The 16,602-nt window shown below is 40.9% G+C and carries 15 protein-coding genes and 1 other annotated feature; of the genes, 12 read left to right on the top strand and 3 right to left on the bottom strand.

Annotated elements, in window-relative coordinates; genetic code table 11:
* Window positions 1-135: 135 nt before the first annotated feature.
* The 8 genes from AUO94_RS02600 (at window position 136) to AUO94_RS02565 (ending at window position 7,158) form a co-directional block, all read left to right on the top strand.
* Window positions 136-897: a kanamycin nucleotidyltransferase C-terminal domain-containing protein gene (locus AUO94_RS02600; protein WP_058385799.1), complete on the top strand. Its 762-nt coding sequence runs from the start codon at window positions 136-138 to the stop codon at window positions 895-897.
* An 84-nt stretch (window positions 898-981) separates the two neighbouring features.
* Window positions 982-1,287, top strand: a complete 306-nt coding sequence (locus AUO94_RS02595) for a hypothetical protein (protein ID WP_058385798.1) — start codon at window positions 982-984, stop codon at window positions 1,285-1,287.
* A gap of 72 nt (window positions 1,288-1,359) precedes the next feature.
* Complete coding sequence (locus AUO94_RS02590) at window positions 1,360-1,923, top strand: GNAT family N-acetyltransferase (protein WP_058386929.1); 564 nt, start codon at window positions 1,360-1,362, stop codon at window positions 1,921-1,923.
* A 108-nt stretch (window positions 1,924-2,031) separates the two neighbouring features.
* Complete coding sequence (locus AUO94_RS02585; RefSeq protein ID WP_058385797.1) at window positions 2,032-2,502, top strand: peptide-methionine (S)-S-oxide reductase; 471 nt, start codon at window positions 2,032-2,034, stop codon at window positions 2,500-2,502.
* Between the two features lie 354 nt (window positions 2,503-2,856).
* Entirely contained in the window at window positions 2,857-4,299 is a 1,443-nt protein-coding gene (locus AUO94_RS02580; protein ID WP_082707492.1) for a murein hydrolase activator EnvC family protein, read from the top strand.
* A gap of 210 nt (window positions 4,300-4,509) precedes the next feature.
* Window positions 4,510-5,175, top strand: a complete 666-nt coding sequence (locus AUO94_RS02575; RefSeq protein ID WP_156423925.1) for a haloacid dehalogenase type II — start codon at window positions 4,510-4,512, stop codon at window positions 5,173-5,175.
* A 42-nt stretch (window positions 5,176-5,217) separates the two neighbouring features.
* Window positions 5,218-5,721 (top strand): redoxin domain-containing protein, encoded by a 504-nt coding sequence (locus tag AUO94_RS02570; RefSeq protein ID WP_058385795.1) that lies wholly within the window; start codon window positions 5,218-5,220, stop codon window positions 5,719-5,721.
* Between the two features lie 162 nt (window positions 5,722-5,883).
* Window positions 5,884-7,158, top strand: a complete 1,275-nt coding sequence (locus AUO94_RS02565) for an MFS transporter (protein WP_058385794.1) — start codon at window positions 5,884-5,886, stop codon at window positions 7,156-7,158.
* A gap of 64 nt (window positions 7,159-7,222) precedes the next feature.
* Here AUO94_RS02565 and mnmM read toward each other — a convergent pair whose 3' ends face one another.
* Window positions 7,223-7,774, bottom strand: coding sequence for a tRNA 5-(aminomethyl)-2-thiouridylate-methyltransferase MnmM (gene mnmM / locus AUO94_RS02560; RefSeq protein ID WP_058385793.1), 552 nt, complete (start codon window positions 7,772-7,774; stop codon window positions 7,223-7,225).
* Entirely contained in the window at window positions 7,771-8,748 is a 978-nt protein-coding gene (gene mnmL / locus AUO94_RS02555; RefSeq protein WP_058385792.1) for a tRNA modification radical SAM protein MnmL/YtqA, read from the bottom strand. The genes mnmM and mnmL overlap by 4 nt, the downstream gene beginning before the upstream one ends.
* A 152-nt stretch (window positions 8,749-8,900) precedes the next feature.
* On the opposite strand from mnmL, the gene AUO94_RS02550 reads away from it, so the two are divergent.
* From AUO94_RS02550 to leuS, 3 genes are all read left to right on the top strand, one after another.
* Window positions 8,901-9,593, top strand: a complete 693-nt coding sequence (locus AUO94_RS02550; RefSeq protein WP_058385791.1) for a CoA transferase subunit A — start codon at window positions 8,901-8,903, stop codon at window positions 9,591-9,593.
* A 17-nt stretch (window positions 9,594-9,610) separates the two neighbouring features.
* On the top strand, window positions 9,611-10,264 hold the full coding sequence (locus AUO94_RS02545) for a 3-oxoacid CoA-transferase subunit B (RefSeq protein ID WP_058385790.1): 654 nt from the start codon (window positions 9,611-9,613) through the stop codon (window positions 10,262-10,264).
* 44 nt (window positions 10,265-10,308) lie between these two features.
* Window positions 10,309-10,514, top strand: a binding site (T-box leader).
* A gap of 42 nt (window positions 10,515-10,556) precedes the next feature.
* Window positions 10,557-12,968: a leucine--tRNA ligase gene (leuS, locus tag AUO94_RS02540; protein WP_058385789.1), complete on the top strand. Its 2,412-nt coding sequence runs from the start codon at window positions 10,557-10,559 to the stop codon at window positions 12,966-12,968.
* 633 nt (window positions 12,969-13,601) lie between these two features.
* On the opposite strand, the gene AUO94_RS02535 is transcribed toward leuS, so the two are convergent.
* Window positions 13,602-14,867, bottom strand: a complete 1,266-nt coding sequence (locus tag AUO94_RS02535; protein ID WP_058385788.1) for a BaiN/RdsA family NAD(P)/FAD-dependent oxidoreductase — start codon at window positions 14,865-14,867, stop codon at window positions 13,602-13,604.
* Window positions 14,868-14,996: 129 nt separating this feature from the next.
* Between AUO94_RS02535 and AUO94_RS02530 the strand changes: the two genes are divergently transcribed.
* A complete protein-coding gene (locus AUO94_RS02530; protein WP_058385787.1) occupies window positions 14,997-16,601 on the top strand; it encodes a putative polysaccharide biosynthesis protein in 1,605 nt (534 codons plus the stop codon).
* The last annotated feature ends 1 nt before the right edge of the window (window position 16,602 follow it).

Raw genomic sequence — 16,602 nt, 5'->3', positions numbered from 1 at the left:
TATACGTGAAATTAACAGAAAATAAATGGCGTTAAAAGAAAATTTTGGATATAGTAGATAGAAACTACGCCATTTTTTCAAGAGGCCTTAGCATGTTCTTTTCGTTGCGGGTAAGGTGTATGAAAGGATTTAGACATGCTAGCCTATCCGGTTTCAACGACGAGAAAAGAAAAGTTAGAAATGATACACACGATAAAAGAGAGACTGCTCGATGCACACGGGGATGCCATATTGGCTATCGGTGCTTATGGATCTATCGCTTTAAAAACGGATGGACCGTTTTCAGACATCGAATTGCATGTCACTACAAAAGATGCCAATCAGTTAAAGAGCCTTGAATTTATCTACGACAAATTCAAAATCGAACTCAGTACAAAAGACCATCGTACATTTATCGAACAAGCAAAAGAAGTGGACGATTCATGGGCGATTAAGGCCGGTGTGTTTATTCATATTCTTTCGATTCATGATCCAACTCATTTATTCGAGCAAGTCAAAGACCTTCCTTTTGAAGCATTGGATGCTAATAGGCGAGATATTATGCAAGAGTTCATGGTCTGGGAGCCTTATGAAACCATTGCGAAAATAAGAAATAATTACAGCAATGGCAACTTAAATTATCTAGATATAGGTGCCAGAGATTTGCTCTGGCAAAGTGCGAAACTGATTGGGCTTGCAAATAAGACGTTTTACACTACAAGAGCCAGAACATTTAAAGAATCGGTGGAACTGGAATCCATTCCTTCAGGATACAAAAAACTCTTGGATTTCATCACGGAAGGGCAGCTGCAAGACAAAGAAAAATTTTATTCCCTTTGTGAAGATTTATGGACCGGCCTAAATGAGTGGTATAACAATATGGGACTGGACTATCGGTTAAAGGAGCTTCCCATTTGATTTTTCAGCAATAAGAAGCCGGAAATGACAGCAGAAGTCGGTTAAGTGGTTTACAAATTGTGGATTATCAGAAGGGGATTAAATATGGAGGAAGACGCTTATGACCAAGGAAGACATGTTAGTTTTGTAGAAAATAGGTTTCCGGATTTACCACTAAATAAAGTGCAAACAAATAGCACGGGTTGGGATAATGATATTTTAATAGTAAATGAAGAAATCGTCTTCAAGTTCCCCAAGTCAGATAGACTAATGTCTAGAATCGAGGACGAAGGAAAAACAGTAGAGATTCTAAAAACCAAAAAGCCATTATTGCTTCTTGCTGCTTATGAGTATTTGTCTGAAATTAATGCAATAAAGGGAGTTAAATATAACTTCTTAAATAGAAAGTAAACAGTTCAATTCTATTTGAAAGGGCTAACAAAATGGACATATGATTACAGGAAGAGAGGCTGAACCATGACTATGATAAAGATAATTGGAAGAAAAGTTGAATTAATAGGAAATAGGGAAGCAAACTTGGATGATTTGTATTTTTGGAGATTTGAAGAAAAGGAACAAGAAGCGAAAAAATGGAATGGACCTTACATACCCGAAAAGCGAATAACAAAGGAAGAACATCGCAAACACTGGCTAAATGAAGAAGAGATTGCAACAGGAGTTCCAGCTTCTCTTGTGATAAGAGCTGAGGGAAAAGTGATTGGCTATGTGGGTGCCTACTGGATAGATAAGAATACAAACTGGCTCGAGACCGGAATTGTGATTTACGATAAAGACTATTGGAATGGTGGATATGGTTCGGAAGCTTACAAACTCTGGATTGATTTTCTTTTTGAATCAACAGAATTACATAGATTGGGAATGTCAACCTGGTCCGGAAACGAACGAATGATAATAGTGGCCGAACGAATGGGGATGATTATAGAGGCGCGTATTAGAAATGCCCGAACAGTAGAAGGACAGTATTTTGATGCCATCAAAATGGGTATATTGAGAGAAGAATGGGAGAAACTAAGCGCTATCATATAATTTAACCTGTTTCATTGAGTTTACATATGATCCATTAACAGAATCATTTTTTTCGCTTATGTTATTGGAACAATCGAAGTTATATTAAAAACTACTAGGAGGTACAACATGGAAGTGTTATATATTGCGGGTGGATGTTTATGGGGAGTAGAAGCTTTTATTAAAACTTTGCCTGGTGTCATATTTACAGAAGCGGGAAGGGCTAACGGAACAAGTCCTACACGTGAAGGAGATTACGATGGCTACGCCGAATGTGTGAAGACAGCATTTGATCCAGCCATTGTGACATGCCAAGAATTAATGGGCTATTTATTTGAAATTATCGATCCATACAGTTTAAACAAACAAGGGCAGGACATTGGTGAGAAATACAGAACGGGTGTATACAGTGAAAAGCCTCAGCACTTAGAAGAAGCAGAGGCATTTCTTCGCGAGAGAAGCGATTACGACCTTATCGTAGTTGAGGTACGGGCGCTTACAAACTACGTAAAAAGTGCAGAAGAACATCAAGATCGGTTGACCAGATGCCCAGATGATTACTGTCATATTCCTGAAGAACTTTTGAGCAAATATAAGTAAGAAACTATCGCTTATTACGGAACAAGAAGGAGCTCTAATCAGAGCTTCTTTTCTTATTAGTTCATGTTAATAGTACGGTAAAGAAACTTTGAAATTCTTTTTATCTCGAACAACTAGTGTAAAACAATAAGTAGTTTTAAGCAGGTGTAAAATTCTGATTATTATAATTTCTAATATATTACAAAAATATTTCATTATTAGAAGAAAAAGAAATATTGCTGTAACAGTATAGAGGTTCCTAGCTGGTATACTGAGCGAGTCGCAATTTTCGAAGAAACCTATACGATTTACACTTATATACATAAGACATACAGAGATTAAAACATTAGAAAGATTCGAGAGGGGATTAAACACGTGATTTCAAAATGGATGGTAACTAGTTTATCCTCTGTATTAGCCTTATCAATATTGATACCAACAGCTAACGCGGATACACTAAGTGAATTAGAGCAAAAACAGCAAGAAACACAACAACAACAAAGTGAATTGAATGCAGGTATTAATGAAAAAGCAGGGCAAATCACTCAAAATGTATCAAAGCTAGAGCAGCTTGCATCAAAAATTGCAGATTTGAATACGCAAATCAATGATACAGAAGCAAACATTAACAATGTCCAAGCAGAAATTGATCAAACGAAAATAGAAATTGATGAGCTAAAAAAATCAATTGTAGAGCTGGAACGAAAAATTGAGGAACGCACACAGTTATTGAAAGAACGAGCGCGTGCAATTCAATTGAGTGGCGGCTCTGTAGATTACATGGACGTTCTACTTGGCGCAAACAGTTTCGTAGATTTTATTGATCGATTTTCTGCAGTCAATACATTGATCGAAGCAGACCGAGAAATCATGCGCGAACAAGCAGCAGATAAAGAACTGCTAGCGGAACAAAAAGAACAAGTAGAATCCAAGCTAGCTGAACAAGAATTACACCGTTCGGAATTAGTTGGGTTAAAAGCATCTTTAGGTAGTAAAAAAACAGAGCAAGCAGGTTTTGTTCGGAACTTAGAAACTGAACAGCAACGATTAGCAACAGAAAAAGGCGGTTTAGAAAATAAACGCACAGAAGCTATCGAAATTAGCGCTGATTTAGAAAAGCAAATCATGAACGAACAAGCACGTTTAGCTGAAATTGCCAGAAAAGCAGAAGAAGAACGTCAACGAAAAATAGCTGCTGAGAAAGCTGCAGCAGAAGCAAGAGCACAAGCAAGAGCACAAGCAAGAGCACAAGCACAAGCAGATGCTACTGCAAAAGAAGAAGCACGTGCACAAGCAGCGCGTGAAGCACAAGCTAAAACTAGCGCCAAAGCTGAAACAGCGAGTAAGCCGAAAGTATCAAGCCCGGTTGTGAGCGCGCCTGAAAAAGTGGAAACTGCACCTGCACCTTCATCTAGCGCGATGTTTATTAGACCCGTTTCTGGACGATACTCGTCAGGCTTTGGTGGACGGGATATTGGCGACGGTGCTGAATCGCATCTCGGACAGGACATTGCCAATGTAACGGGCACACCAATTTCTGCCGCGGCATCCGGTTATGTTTCCTTTGCAGGTAATATGGGCGGCTACGGTAACGTTGTAATTTTGACCCATTCAATCAATGGTCAATCGTATGCAACTGTATACGGTCATATGAGCGCTATTAACGTTTCAGCTGGTCAAGCAGTCTCACAAGGCCAAAATGTAGGATTAGTCGGTAGCACAGGACGTTCTACCGGACCTCACCTTCATTTTGAAGTCCATATTGGCTCTTGGAATGGGGCTCGCTCAAATGCAGTGGATCCGATGAATTATTTCTAAACTAATTTTAATAAATGAGAGATTAAGCCCGATTGTTGGCACTTTTAAAAGTGTGCCCGTTCGGGTTTTTATTTTACATTTAGATTAATTTGTTGATTTCCGATTAATCCGACTGCCTTTGGGTATAAAGAGAAGAGACTGTATTGTAGGTCAACCAATTGTACATACGTATAGTCGATGTTTGCAGAATCATCAAAAGGAGGATGGAGAGTGGACAGTTCAATCAAAGCCTTCGTGTTCGATGTATACGGAACCTTATTCGATGTTACGGCAATAAAAAGAGAATGCGAGGAATTATATCCAGGTTACGGCGAGAAAATCAGTCAAACATGGAGATCCAAGCAAGTGGAATATTTTATGTTGCGCCAGCTGATGAGCAATTATGCCACGCTCTATGCCATTACACATGATGCATTAAAATATGCACTGAACGAAAATGACTTGCAGCCAAGTAAAGAAAACGAGCAAAAATTATTAGCTGCATATCTGCATTTACCGCTTTACTCAGAATCGAAAGAAGTTCTTACGCAGTTAAAAGATAAAAACTTAGTGGTTTTTTCAAATGGCTCTCACGATATGCTGGATCCATTAGTTAAAAATGCAGGTTTAGAAGAGTTGTTTGATCAAGTATTGAGTATTGATGACGTGAAAGAATTTAAACCAACACCGGCATCTTATCAATATGCATTAGAACAACTTGGAATTGAAAGTCATGAAGTTCTTTTCATGTCGTCTAATGGCTGGGATGTATCAGGTGCGAAAAGTTTTGGATTCCAAACAGCTTGGATCAACCGGAAAGGGATGCCAGTTGAAGAACTCGATCTAGAGCCGGATTATGTATTTGATGATTTAACTGGATTGTTAAAGTGGAAATAACGTTCACTTGATTGCGTTTTAAAAATAAGGAGGAAACTACCTATGACAACATTACAACTCGGTGACAAAGCACCACAATTTGAATTACCATTAGCAGAAGGCGGTACTTATTCTTTGGAACAAGATTTGACGGATCGTCCAGGTTGGAGATTTTTGGTCTTTTTCAGAGGATCATGGTGCCCAGTATGTAACCAAGATTTAAAAGAAATTGAAGAAAGCCTTTCGTATTTTGAAGGAAAAGGCGTTTATTTTACGGCTCTATCAACAGATAGCCAAGAAAATTCGTTAGGGATGAAAAATGAGCATAGCTTAAGTTTTCCACTCCTGTCTGACCTTACAACAGATTTATTAGAGCAGTACGGAGCTTATTACCACGGAGAAGATGCACCATATGAAGATCATGGAATCCACGGGGAAGCTGCTCATTATTTGCTTGATGAAAAAGGGAATATTCTTTATCAACAGCAGCAAACGAGCCCTTATGGACGTCCGAGCGCAACAGAACTTCGCAAAGTTGTGCAGTATATTAAAAAGAATTTAAAGTGATACAAATCACTTAAAAAGACCTTGCCTATTAATGGGGCAAGGTCTCTTTTGTGTGTTAGCCATAAAGAGGTAAGACGTGCAAATTACTCAGTGTTAATTGTAAAATAATAGAACGGATAAAAAGAGCTCAAAGGGGCTCTTTTTCTTTGGAGGAGGGTTGTTGTGAAGAAAACAAAAGGAAAAAGGATTAATGGAAATGGTGTTATCCAGACACCATTTTATTACGGCTGGGTTATTGTCATTCTCGCAGGATTGTCTCACTTTTTTTCTGGACCTGGACAAACTTATTCAAATGCCATTTTTATTGATTATTACATAGAAGAATTTGGCTGGAGCCGCTCAACCGTGTCCGGTATTTATTCGTCAGCGACACTTCTTGCAGGGTTTTTATTGTTTATTATCGGTCGAATGATTGATAAAGTCGGTGCGCGAAAAATGGCAATTGCGGTATCCTTAATTTTAGCAGCAGCCAGTATATTTAATAGCTTTGTAGTCAATTGGGTGATGTTATTTATGGGGTTTTTCGCTATACGGTTGTTTGGTCAAGGATCAATGACGCTCGTACCAAATGCGTTGATACCACAATGGTTTATACAAAAACGAGGTCGTGCACTTGGTTTAGCTGCATTAGGTGGGATGATTGGATCGGCTGCATTTCCATTGATCAATGTTTGGTTAATTGAAGCATATGGCTGGCGGACGACTTGGCAAATTCTTGGCGCATCCATTGTCCTGATTTTTACACCTTTAGCATTTTTCTTTATCCGAAATCGACCAGAAGATATTGGCTTGCTTCCAGATAATGGACCTCTAGTAAGAGATGAGGATCAACAAAAGCCGTTATCCTCAGATAGTAGTTGGACAGTAAAAGAAGCGAAAAAGACCCGCTCTTTTTGGCTCTTGTTGTTTTGTGTAGTGGTTCCTGCTTTGGTTAATACGGGAATGACTTTCCATTTGGTGTCTATTTTTTCAATTCAATCGTTAGCACCTGAAACAGCTGCGACTGTCTTGAGTTTAATGGCGATTATCGGTTTTCCGGTAACGTTTCTAGCAGGTTATTTGCTTGATAAAATACGTGTGCAGTGGATGTTAGCTTTTGTATTCGTTGGGGAAATCGCCTCAATTTTTTTATTAAAAGAAGCGGACCTGTTTTCAGGCGCGATTCTATTTGCGGTTGTTTGGGGCTTTATGTTGGGAATTGAACGGGTAACTCTCAGTGTTGTATGGCCGAATTATTTCGGTCGGCAATACCTTGGTAGCATAACCGGTATTTCGATGGCCTTTATGGTCGTTGGTTCTGCTCTTGGGCCGTTGCCGTTCGGCTTGTTTTACGATTTCTTTGGCGGCTATAAGGAAGTGTTATGGGTTATTATGATTTTCCCGCTTCTTGGAATTGTGGCAGCTTTACTAGCAAATCCGCCGGAAAAGAAGGAATAGAAAACTAAGCTTAAAAAACGCAGAAAAGAGCAAGTGCTCTTTTCTGCGTTTTTTAAATGATTTCTTATTTTTTCTCAATTGCTAAAAGAAACGGAGGTGAATGTTGCTGGTTGATAAACTCATATTTCAGCACATCAAAAGTTTTTTGCGGAAGTGAGGAAACGAATTCCATAACAGCATCCCGTTCTTCGCTGCCACCTTCGTGTCCACTGTATACGACCACTAACAAAACACCTTTTATTTTCAACAGCTCTAAACATTGTTCGAGAGAAGAAAGTGTACTTTGTGCTTTCGTAATTATGGAGTGATCGCCTTTTGGCAAATAGCCAAGGTTGAAAACAGCAGCAGCAATGGGTTGTGACACATAGTTTTTTATTTTGGCATGGCTGTCGTGAATCAGTTCGACGTGGTCAAACTCTTGGACACGCTCTCGAGTCGCCTGTATTGCTTCTTGTTGTATATCAAAAGCGAAAACTTTTCCGGTTGCTCCAGTTAAACTCGCAAGAAAGTGTGTATCATGTCCGTTGCCAGCAGTGCCGTCAATGACTACGTCTCCAGAAGAGACCGCTTGTTCAAGTAATGATTTTGTAAAAGGCAATACACGTTGTACCGTCATGAAGTCACACTCCCTGTAGCCCGTTTACCTTGCCAACTTTCACGGCGTGCGAGTTCTGCATCGATGCCGTTTAAGACTTCCCATTTGTTTGCGCTCCACATCGGACCAATCATTAAGTCTATCGGGCCATCTCCTGTAATGCGTTGCACGACCATGTCAGGTGGCAACACTTCAAGTTGGTCGGCGACTAAGTGAATGTATTCTTGCTTTTCAAGAAACTCGACCATGCCTTTTTCGTATTGCTTAACCATTGGTGTGCCTTTTAATAAATGCAATAAGTGAATTTTAATGCCTTGAACATCAAGTTTTGCCACTTCACGCGCAGTTTCCATCATCATGTCACGGTCTTCAAGTGGTAAGCCGTTGATGATATGTGTACATACCCGGATGCCGCGCGTGCGTAATTTCGTTACGCCCTCGACATAAGCTTCAAAATCATGTGCACGGTTGACCAAAAGGGCCGTTCGCTCATGAACCGTTTGCAAGCCAAGTTCGACCCATAAATACGTTCGTTCGTTTAATTCGGCTAAATAATCTACGACATCGTCTGGCAAACAGTCCGGACGCGTTGCGATGCTTAACCCGATAACATTTTCTTGCTCAAGTGCCGCTTCAAACTTTTCTTTAATCACCGGTAACGGCGCATGTGTATTGGTATAGGCTTGGAAGTACGCCATGTATTTAGCATCTTTCCATTTGCGATGCATTTTTTCTTTGATTTTATCAAATTGCTTGGGAATCGAGTCCACACGGTCTCCAGCAAAATCACCAGAACCTGCAACGCTGCAAAATGTACAGCCACCGTGTGCCACTGTGCCATCCCGGTTCGGACAATCAAATCCGGCATCTAACGCGATTTTCATGACCTTAAAACCAAAATGATCGCGCAAATGGCGATTCCATGTATAATAACGTTTTCCATCAGATGAAAAAGGAAATTCTGTATTCACTCGTAACAACTCCTTAAACAACATTGTAGCATGCCGTGGAAACGATCAACAATGCTAGTGAAATGTAGTGCTGATATTTATGAATATTGCGTTTAGTGCGATAGTTTGTTTAAATTGGTTATGGAAGCGTTTTACTAATTACTTTTTAGTTGATGAGTCAGAGGAGGCATAATGGAATGAAACCGATTTACAGTTCTGCAAAAGAGGCAGTTGAACAAATTCAAGACGGTGCCACAATTATGGTGGGCGGTTTTGGGTTAGTAGGCATACCTGAACAACTTATTTTAGCACTAGTTGATAAAGGGGTAACCAATCTGACCGTCATTTCTAATAACTGCGGTGTAGACGAATGGGGCCTGGGACTGCTACTTAAAAACAAACAAATAAAAAAAATGATTGGTTCTTATGTGGGTGAAAACAAAGAATTCGAACGTCAAGTATTGTCGGGCGAAATCGAAGTGGAATTGACACCGCAAGGAACACTTGCTGAAAAAATGCGCGCAGGTGGAGCTGGAATTCCAGCATTTTTTACACCAGCTGGGGTTGGTACAACTGTTGCAGAAGGCAAAGAAATTCGCGAATTTGACGGCAAAGAACACGTACTAGAACACGCATTAAGAGCTGACTTTGCTTTGGTGAGAGCACATAAAGCTGATAAGATGGGGAACTTGGTTTACAACAAAACGGCACAAAACTTCAATCCGCTTGCTGCAGCAGCTGGAAAAATTACCATTGCGGAAGTAGAAGAAATCGTGGAAATCGGTGACATCAATCCGAATCACGTTCAAACGCCAAGCATTTATGTACAAGGCTTGCTTCAAGCAGATCAGGAAAAACGGATCGAACGTCTTACAACACGCACTGTTTAAGAAAGGGTGGAGAAATATTGGATAAACAATTGGTCAGAGAACGCATTGCAAAACGCGCTGAAAAAGAAATCAACGATGGCGATTACGTTAACTTAGGAATCGGTATGCCGACTTTGGTAGCGAATTTCATTTCTGATAACAAAAGTGTTGTGCTTCAATCAGAAAATGGACTTTTAGGAATCGGTCCTTATCCGACAGAAGACAATGTAGATCCGGATTTGATCAATGCTGGAAAAGAAACCGTAACGACAATCCCAGGATCGTCTTTCTTTACCAGTGCGGAATCTTTTGCGATGATTCGCGGCGGACATATTGATGTCGCCATTCTTGGTGGAATGGAAGTAGCTGAAAACGGCGACTTAGCCAACTGGATGATTCCTGGTAAAATGATTAAAGGCATGGGCGGAGCGATGGATTTAGTGCATGGTGCCAAAAAAGTCATTGTCATTATGGATCATGTGTCAAAAGACGGGTCTGCTAAAATCAAAAAACAATGTGATTTGCCGTTAACTGGCAAAGGCGTGGTCAACAAAATCATCACAGAGCGTGCAGTGATTGAAGTAACAAAAGATGGTTTAGTGTTGTCAGAGGTATTTGAAGGCTTTACTGTTCAAGATATCATCGATTCTACAGACGCACCGTTGAATACGAAAAACGTCAAAGTTTCTTAAGCTATTGCGAAAAAACAGTGCTTCGTCTAAAATAGAGACAATAACCAATGACAGTGAAGAGGACTAGTAGTTTGTGTGTTTTTGACAGAGAGCCGGCGGTAGGTGCAAGCTGGTAAAATGCGCAAGTGAACTCGCCTTGGAGTCCGTGTATGTGAAACTAAGTAAGATACACCGTTTTCCGCGTTAAGGAATCAAGTTGAGCGAGCAATCGCTAATTTGGGTGGTACCGCGGGAAAATCCCGTCCCTTATTTTTAAGGGACGGGATTTTTTTATTTTGAGGAGGAATCGGAAATGACATTCAATCACAAACTAGTTGAGAAAAAATGGCAAAAATATTGGCAAGATAATAAGACGTTTAAAATGGTGGATGACCCATCAAAACCAAAGTTTTACGCACTAGACATGTTCCCGTATCCATCAGGTGCTGGACTTCACGTAGGACATCCAGAAGGCTATACGGCGACGGACATTTTAAGTCGTGTCAAACGCATGCAAGGGTACAACGTTCTTCACCCAATGGGCTGGGACGCATTTGGTCTGCCGGCAGAGCAATATGCACTGGATACTGGAAATGACCCAGCTGAATTTACAGCTAAAAACATTGAAACCTTTAAACGTCAAATTCAAGAACTTGGATTTTCATATGACTGGGACCGTGAGATTAGCACGACAGATCCGTCTTATTACAAATGGACACAATGGATTTTTATTCAATTGTATAATAAAGGACTGGCGTATGTTGACGAAGTAGCGGTTAACTGGTGCCCAGCACTCGGTACGGTTCTTGCAAATGAAGAAGTCATTGATGGCAAATCAGAACGTGGAGGTCATCCGGTTGAGCGTCGTCCAATGCGCCAATGGGTGTTGCGTATTACAAATTATGCAGATCGTCTTCTTGAAGATTTGGAAGACTTGGATTGGCCAGAAAGCTTGAAAGATATGCAACGCAACTGGATTGGTAAATCAGAAGGCGCAGAACTGGAATTTCAAGTAGCAGACACGGAACATTCTTTCCGCGCATTTACGACACGCCCGGATACGATTTTTGGTGCGACTTATGCGGTACTAGCCCCTGAACATAAATTAGTAGCTGCGATTACAACAGTAGAACAAAAACAGGCTGTTGAAAAATACATTGATGACGTGAAAACGAAAAGTGATTTGGAACGTACTGATTTGGCAAAAGACAAATCAGGTGTTTTCACAGGCGCTTATGCAACAAATCCAGCAAGTGGTGAGAAAATGCCGATTTGGATTGCCGATTATGTATTGGCAACTTATGGAACAGGTGCCATCATGGCGGTTCCTGCTCACGACGAGCGCGATTATGAATTTGCTCAGCAATTCGATTTGCCAATTGTGGAAGTTGTATCAGGTGGCAATATCAAAGAAGAGGCCTATGCTGGCGATGGCGAATTGATCAATTCCGATTTCCTTAATGGATTGAACAAAAAAGAAGCAATCGAAAAAGCCATTGCATGGCTAGTTGACAAGAAAGTCGGCGACAAGAAAATTACGTACCGCTTGCGTGACTGGTTGTTTAGCCGTCAACGTTACTGGGGCGAGCCGATTCCAATTATCCACTGGGAAGACGGCACGATGACACCCGTTGAAGAACAAGATTTGCCATTGATGTTGCCGGTAACGACGGATATTAAGCCAAGTGGAACTGGTGAATCACCGCTTGCTAATATTACGGACTGGGTCAATATTGTTCATCCAGAAACAGGCATGAAAGGGCGCCGCGAAACCAACACGATGCCACAATGGGCAGGAAGCTGCTGGTATTACTTGCGCTTTATCGATCCAACGAATGACGAAATGTTGGCAGACCCAGAACTATTGAAACGCTGGTTGCCGGTCGATGTTTATATCGGCGGTGCAGAGCATGCAGTGCTTCATTTGCTGTATGCCCGTTTCTGGCATAAAGTGCTTTACGATATCGGTGTAGTTTCAACAAAAGAACCTTTCCAGAAATTGTTTAACCAAGGTATGATTCTGGGCGAAGGAAACGAGAAAATGTCGAAATCAAAAGGCAATGTCGTCAACCCCGACCAAATTATCGAAAGCCACGGTGCAGATACATTACGTATGTACGAAATGTTTATGGGGCCACTTGAAGCATCAATTGCTTGGTCGACAAACGGACTAGATGGCTCTCGTCGATTCCTAGACCGCGTTTGGCGCTTATTGATGGATGAAGATCAATTGAGTGCGAAAGTCACGGACACCAACGATGGCAAAATGGAAAAAGTTTATCATCAAACCGTAAAAAAAGTCACGGACGATTTTGAAGGACTCCGTTTTAACACGGCTATTTCACAAATGATGATGTTCATCAATGAAGGCTACAAAGTCGATTCGATTCCGAAAGAATACGTAGAAGGCTTTGTGAAATTACTGTCGCCAATCGCACCTCACGTAGCAGAAGAACTGTGGCAGAAATTGGGTCATGAAGGATCTGTTTCTTACGAAAATTGGCCACAATTCGATGAATCGAAAATGGTCGACGATAAAGTCGAAGTTGTAGTTCAAGTAAACGGCAAAGTAAAAACTAAGCTGACAATCGCTAAAGACAGCTCAAAAGAACAACTAGAAACAGCTGCACTTGCAGACGAACAAGTCCAGAAAGCGACAGAAGGTAAACAAGTACGTAAAGTCATCGTCATTCCAGGGAAATTAGTTAACATCGTAGTAGGCTAACAAAGAAAAGCGGAGTCTTCCGGTAGCTCCGACAAGCTTAAGGCAGACTGGCGAAGTGGCGTTTTGCCACACAGCCGGGCTGACTTAAGACTCGAGGAGCTGGAAGACGAAGTCTGGACAAAGAAAAGCGGAGTCTTCCGGTAGCTCCGACAAGCTTAAGGCAGACTGGCGAAGTGGCGTTTTGCCACACAGCTGGGCTGACTTAAGACTCGAGGAGCTGGAAGACGAAGTCTGGACAAAGAAAAGCGGAGTCTTCCGTTAGCATTTATTAAAACGAATAACAAAAGAGGCAGATCGGAGAAATTCCGGTCTGCCTCTTTTGTGTTGTTACCAGTAGCTTGTTTGTCTGTATGAACTGCTTTGGCCAATTTTGATAGGACATAAGCTTTAGTGTGATTTAATGGTACAAAAAATAGACTAAAGGCTTTTAAGAGAACGAGTGAAAAGCAATCACTTAGAGCAGGTTATTCAAAATAGACACTTCTTATTTGTTTGAAAACTAACTCTTTTTCTTTTTACCAAAAGCACGCCCAATTAACAAGGCGCCGAAAATGATGAGCAGTGGAAGGGAATAGACTAGCAACAGAACATACTCGGTTACATCACCCATAGCGTTTAACCTCCGCCTTCTCATTAACTTTCTTTGGCAAATTGTGCTGCGCTTTGTCCGGCTACGTTGCCTGTGACTAATGCAGACGTGATGTTGTAGCCACCCGTGTAGCCGTGAATGTCTAAAATTTCACCACAGAAATACAATCCAGGTTTCTTTTTAGAAGCCATCGTTTTGGGTTCGATTTCTTTGATCGATACACCGCCACCCGTAACAAACGCTTTTTCAATCGATTGTGTACCGTTAACGAACATTGTGAAAGCGGTTAGCTGTTGAGCCATTGCGCGTACTTTGTCACTTGGCAATTCGGCACCAGTCAGTAATGGATCAATTTCTGCACGGCCCATAAGGAACAGCAACCAACGCTCTTGCGCTAAACTTTTCCAAACATTTTTCAATGATTTTTTGGGTTCGTCTTTCATCATATTGTTTAACAGCTGAAAGGCAGATTCTGCATTTTCATCTGGCAAGGTATTGATACGCATTTCAACTGGGTGACCACCATTTTTTTTCATTTCTTTGACAACGTATTGGCTACAGCGCAAAACTGCAGGACCGCTCAATCCAAAATGCGTAAACAGCATGTCCATTTGATGCGTGACAAGCACCTTGTCTTTTTTGTTTAATACGGTTACAGCGGCATCACGTAAAGCCAAACCTTGAAGCTCGCGACTGACGATAAACGGTTCTTTTGATAAAAGTGGTACTTCAGTTGGATAAAGCTCTGTCACCAAATGACCTGCTTTTTCTGCCCACGGGTAGCCGTCTCCAGTAGAGCCAGTTTGTGGCACGGCTTTGCCTCCAACCGCTACAACCACTGCTTTCGCCGTATATTCTTCACCAGTGTGCAGACGGACACCGGTTACTTTTTCATCGGTCATTAATAATTTTTTCACGGGTGAATCCAATAAAATGGTGACGTTGAGTCGTTCCATTTCTTTAAACATGGCATCTGCTACGTCCTGTGCCCGATTAGAAACGGGAAACATGCGGCCATGGTCTTCTTCTTTTAGGGCCACACCAAGTCCTTCAAAGAAGGAAATAATATCTTCGTTATCGAATACAGAAAAGGGGCTATGAAGAAAACGTCCATTCCCTGGAATGTGTTTAACAATTTCATCGAGTGGCAATCGATTGGTGACGTTGCAACGTCCACCGCCAGATATAATTAATTTTTTTCCTAACTTTTTACCTTTTTCGATCAGCAATACTTTTTGGTTAATCGAAGCTGCGGCAATAGATGCCATTAAGCCGGAGGAACCTCCGCCTATGATTATAACGTCATACATAGAATAAGAACTCGCTTTCGTTTTTCTCTCAAGTATACACGATGCAGCGAAACACGTTGAGTAATTTCTTCTATAGGTGTAAACTATCGTGTAGATTGTTTTTATCACGAACAAGTCAGGAAGTGTAAAATGTCATCATTAATTAAAGGTACAGCCATCTTAACCTTGGGTCTATTTTTATCGAAAATCCTTGGCGTTCTTTATATCATCCCGTTTTATAGCATGGTAGGAAAAGACAATATCGGACTTTATCAATATGCGTATATCCCGTATAACTTGATGCTGGCACTGGCTATTTCCGGTGCACCGATTGCGTTCTCGAAATTTACCGCGAAATACAATTCTCTCGGTGATTATGAAACCGGTAGGCGATTATTAAAGTCAGGTCTTTTGACAATGATGATTACTGGTTTTGTGTCGTTTCTTTTACTTTATATCTTCGCAGAACCACTAGCGCGCATCACCATTTCTGAAGATGAGCTTATTTATTCAGTAGGCGACATTACTGAAGCCATTCGCTGGGTCAGCTTTGCATTAATTGTCGTGCCGTTTATGAGTTTGTGGAGAGGGTTTTTCCAAGGCTATAATTACATGATGCCGACCGCTGTTTCACAGTTAGTGGAGCAAATCGTTCGTATTATTTTCCTATTAGGCGGATCTTATGCAGTAATTTATATCTTCGAAGGTACACCAAAAACGGCGATTCAATTTGCTGTGTTGTCAGCTGCAGTTGGGGCACTTGGTGGTGTTGTGACACTAGCCTATTTCTGGAAAAAGAAAAAGCCTGAATATAATCGTCTGTTAGCGAACTCCGTTGAATCGTACGATGTAAAGTTACGTGATATGTACAAGGAGATTTTGATTTACGCGGTTCCAGTTATTTTCCTAGGAATTGCCAATCCATTATTCCAATTTGTTGATTTGATGACATTTAACCGAGCGATGAGCTCGGGTGGGAATGTCTCTGAAATCGATCTTCTTGGAATTCTAAATTTGACTGCTCATAAGCTAGTCATGATTCCTGTGATGCTCGCAACTGGATTTTCAATGGCATTGATTCCATTGATCACCAAACATTTTACGCGTCGTGAATATCTTCAAGTATCGCGAACACTCGATCAATCAATACAGTTACTACTATTCTTGACATTACCGGCTGTTATCGGTATGACGATGCTGTCTGATGAGTTATACCATGTCTTTTACGAAGTCAGTGATGTTGGATCTGAAATCCTGGCACATTATTTACCAGTAGCAATTTTATTTTCAGCTTTTCCAGTCACTGCTTCTATTTTACAAGGGATTAACAAACAAAAATGGATTATTATCAACTTGTCGATAGGTTTATTATTAAAAGCAGTATTAAATACACCGTTGATCGAACGCTTTGAAACAGACGGTGCTATTGCTGCAACGATTATTGGCTATTTAGTAGCGATTGGTATGAACATGGTGGTCATCGCTAAAACCATGAATTACCGTTCGCAAATGGTTGGAAGACGTGTTATTTTAATCGTCATCTTAAACGTGATTATGGCGGGAGCGGTTTTCTTAGCGATGTCGGGATTAGATCTATTTATAGGCATGGACAATAAATTATTATCAATGTTGCGCTTGCTTTTAGTTGGTGGTGTGGGAATAGTTGTTTATGGTTATCTTGGACTGAAAACAGGACTAGCACAAAAGTTAATGGGGTCAAAAATAACGAAAATTTCTCGGAAATTAGGCTTTTAGG

The organism is Planococcus kocurii, assembly GCF_001465835.2.
In the GTDB taxonomy this organism is placed as follows: domain Bacteria; phylum Bacillota; class Bacilli; order Bacillales_A; family Planococcaceae; genus Planococcus; species Planococcus kocurii.
Note: the sequence above shows the minus strand (reverse complement) of the source record. Positions and strands in the feature narration are given on the sequence as shown.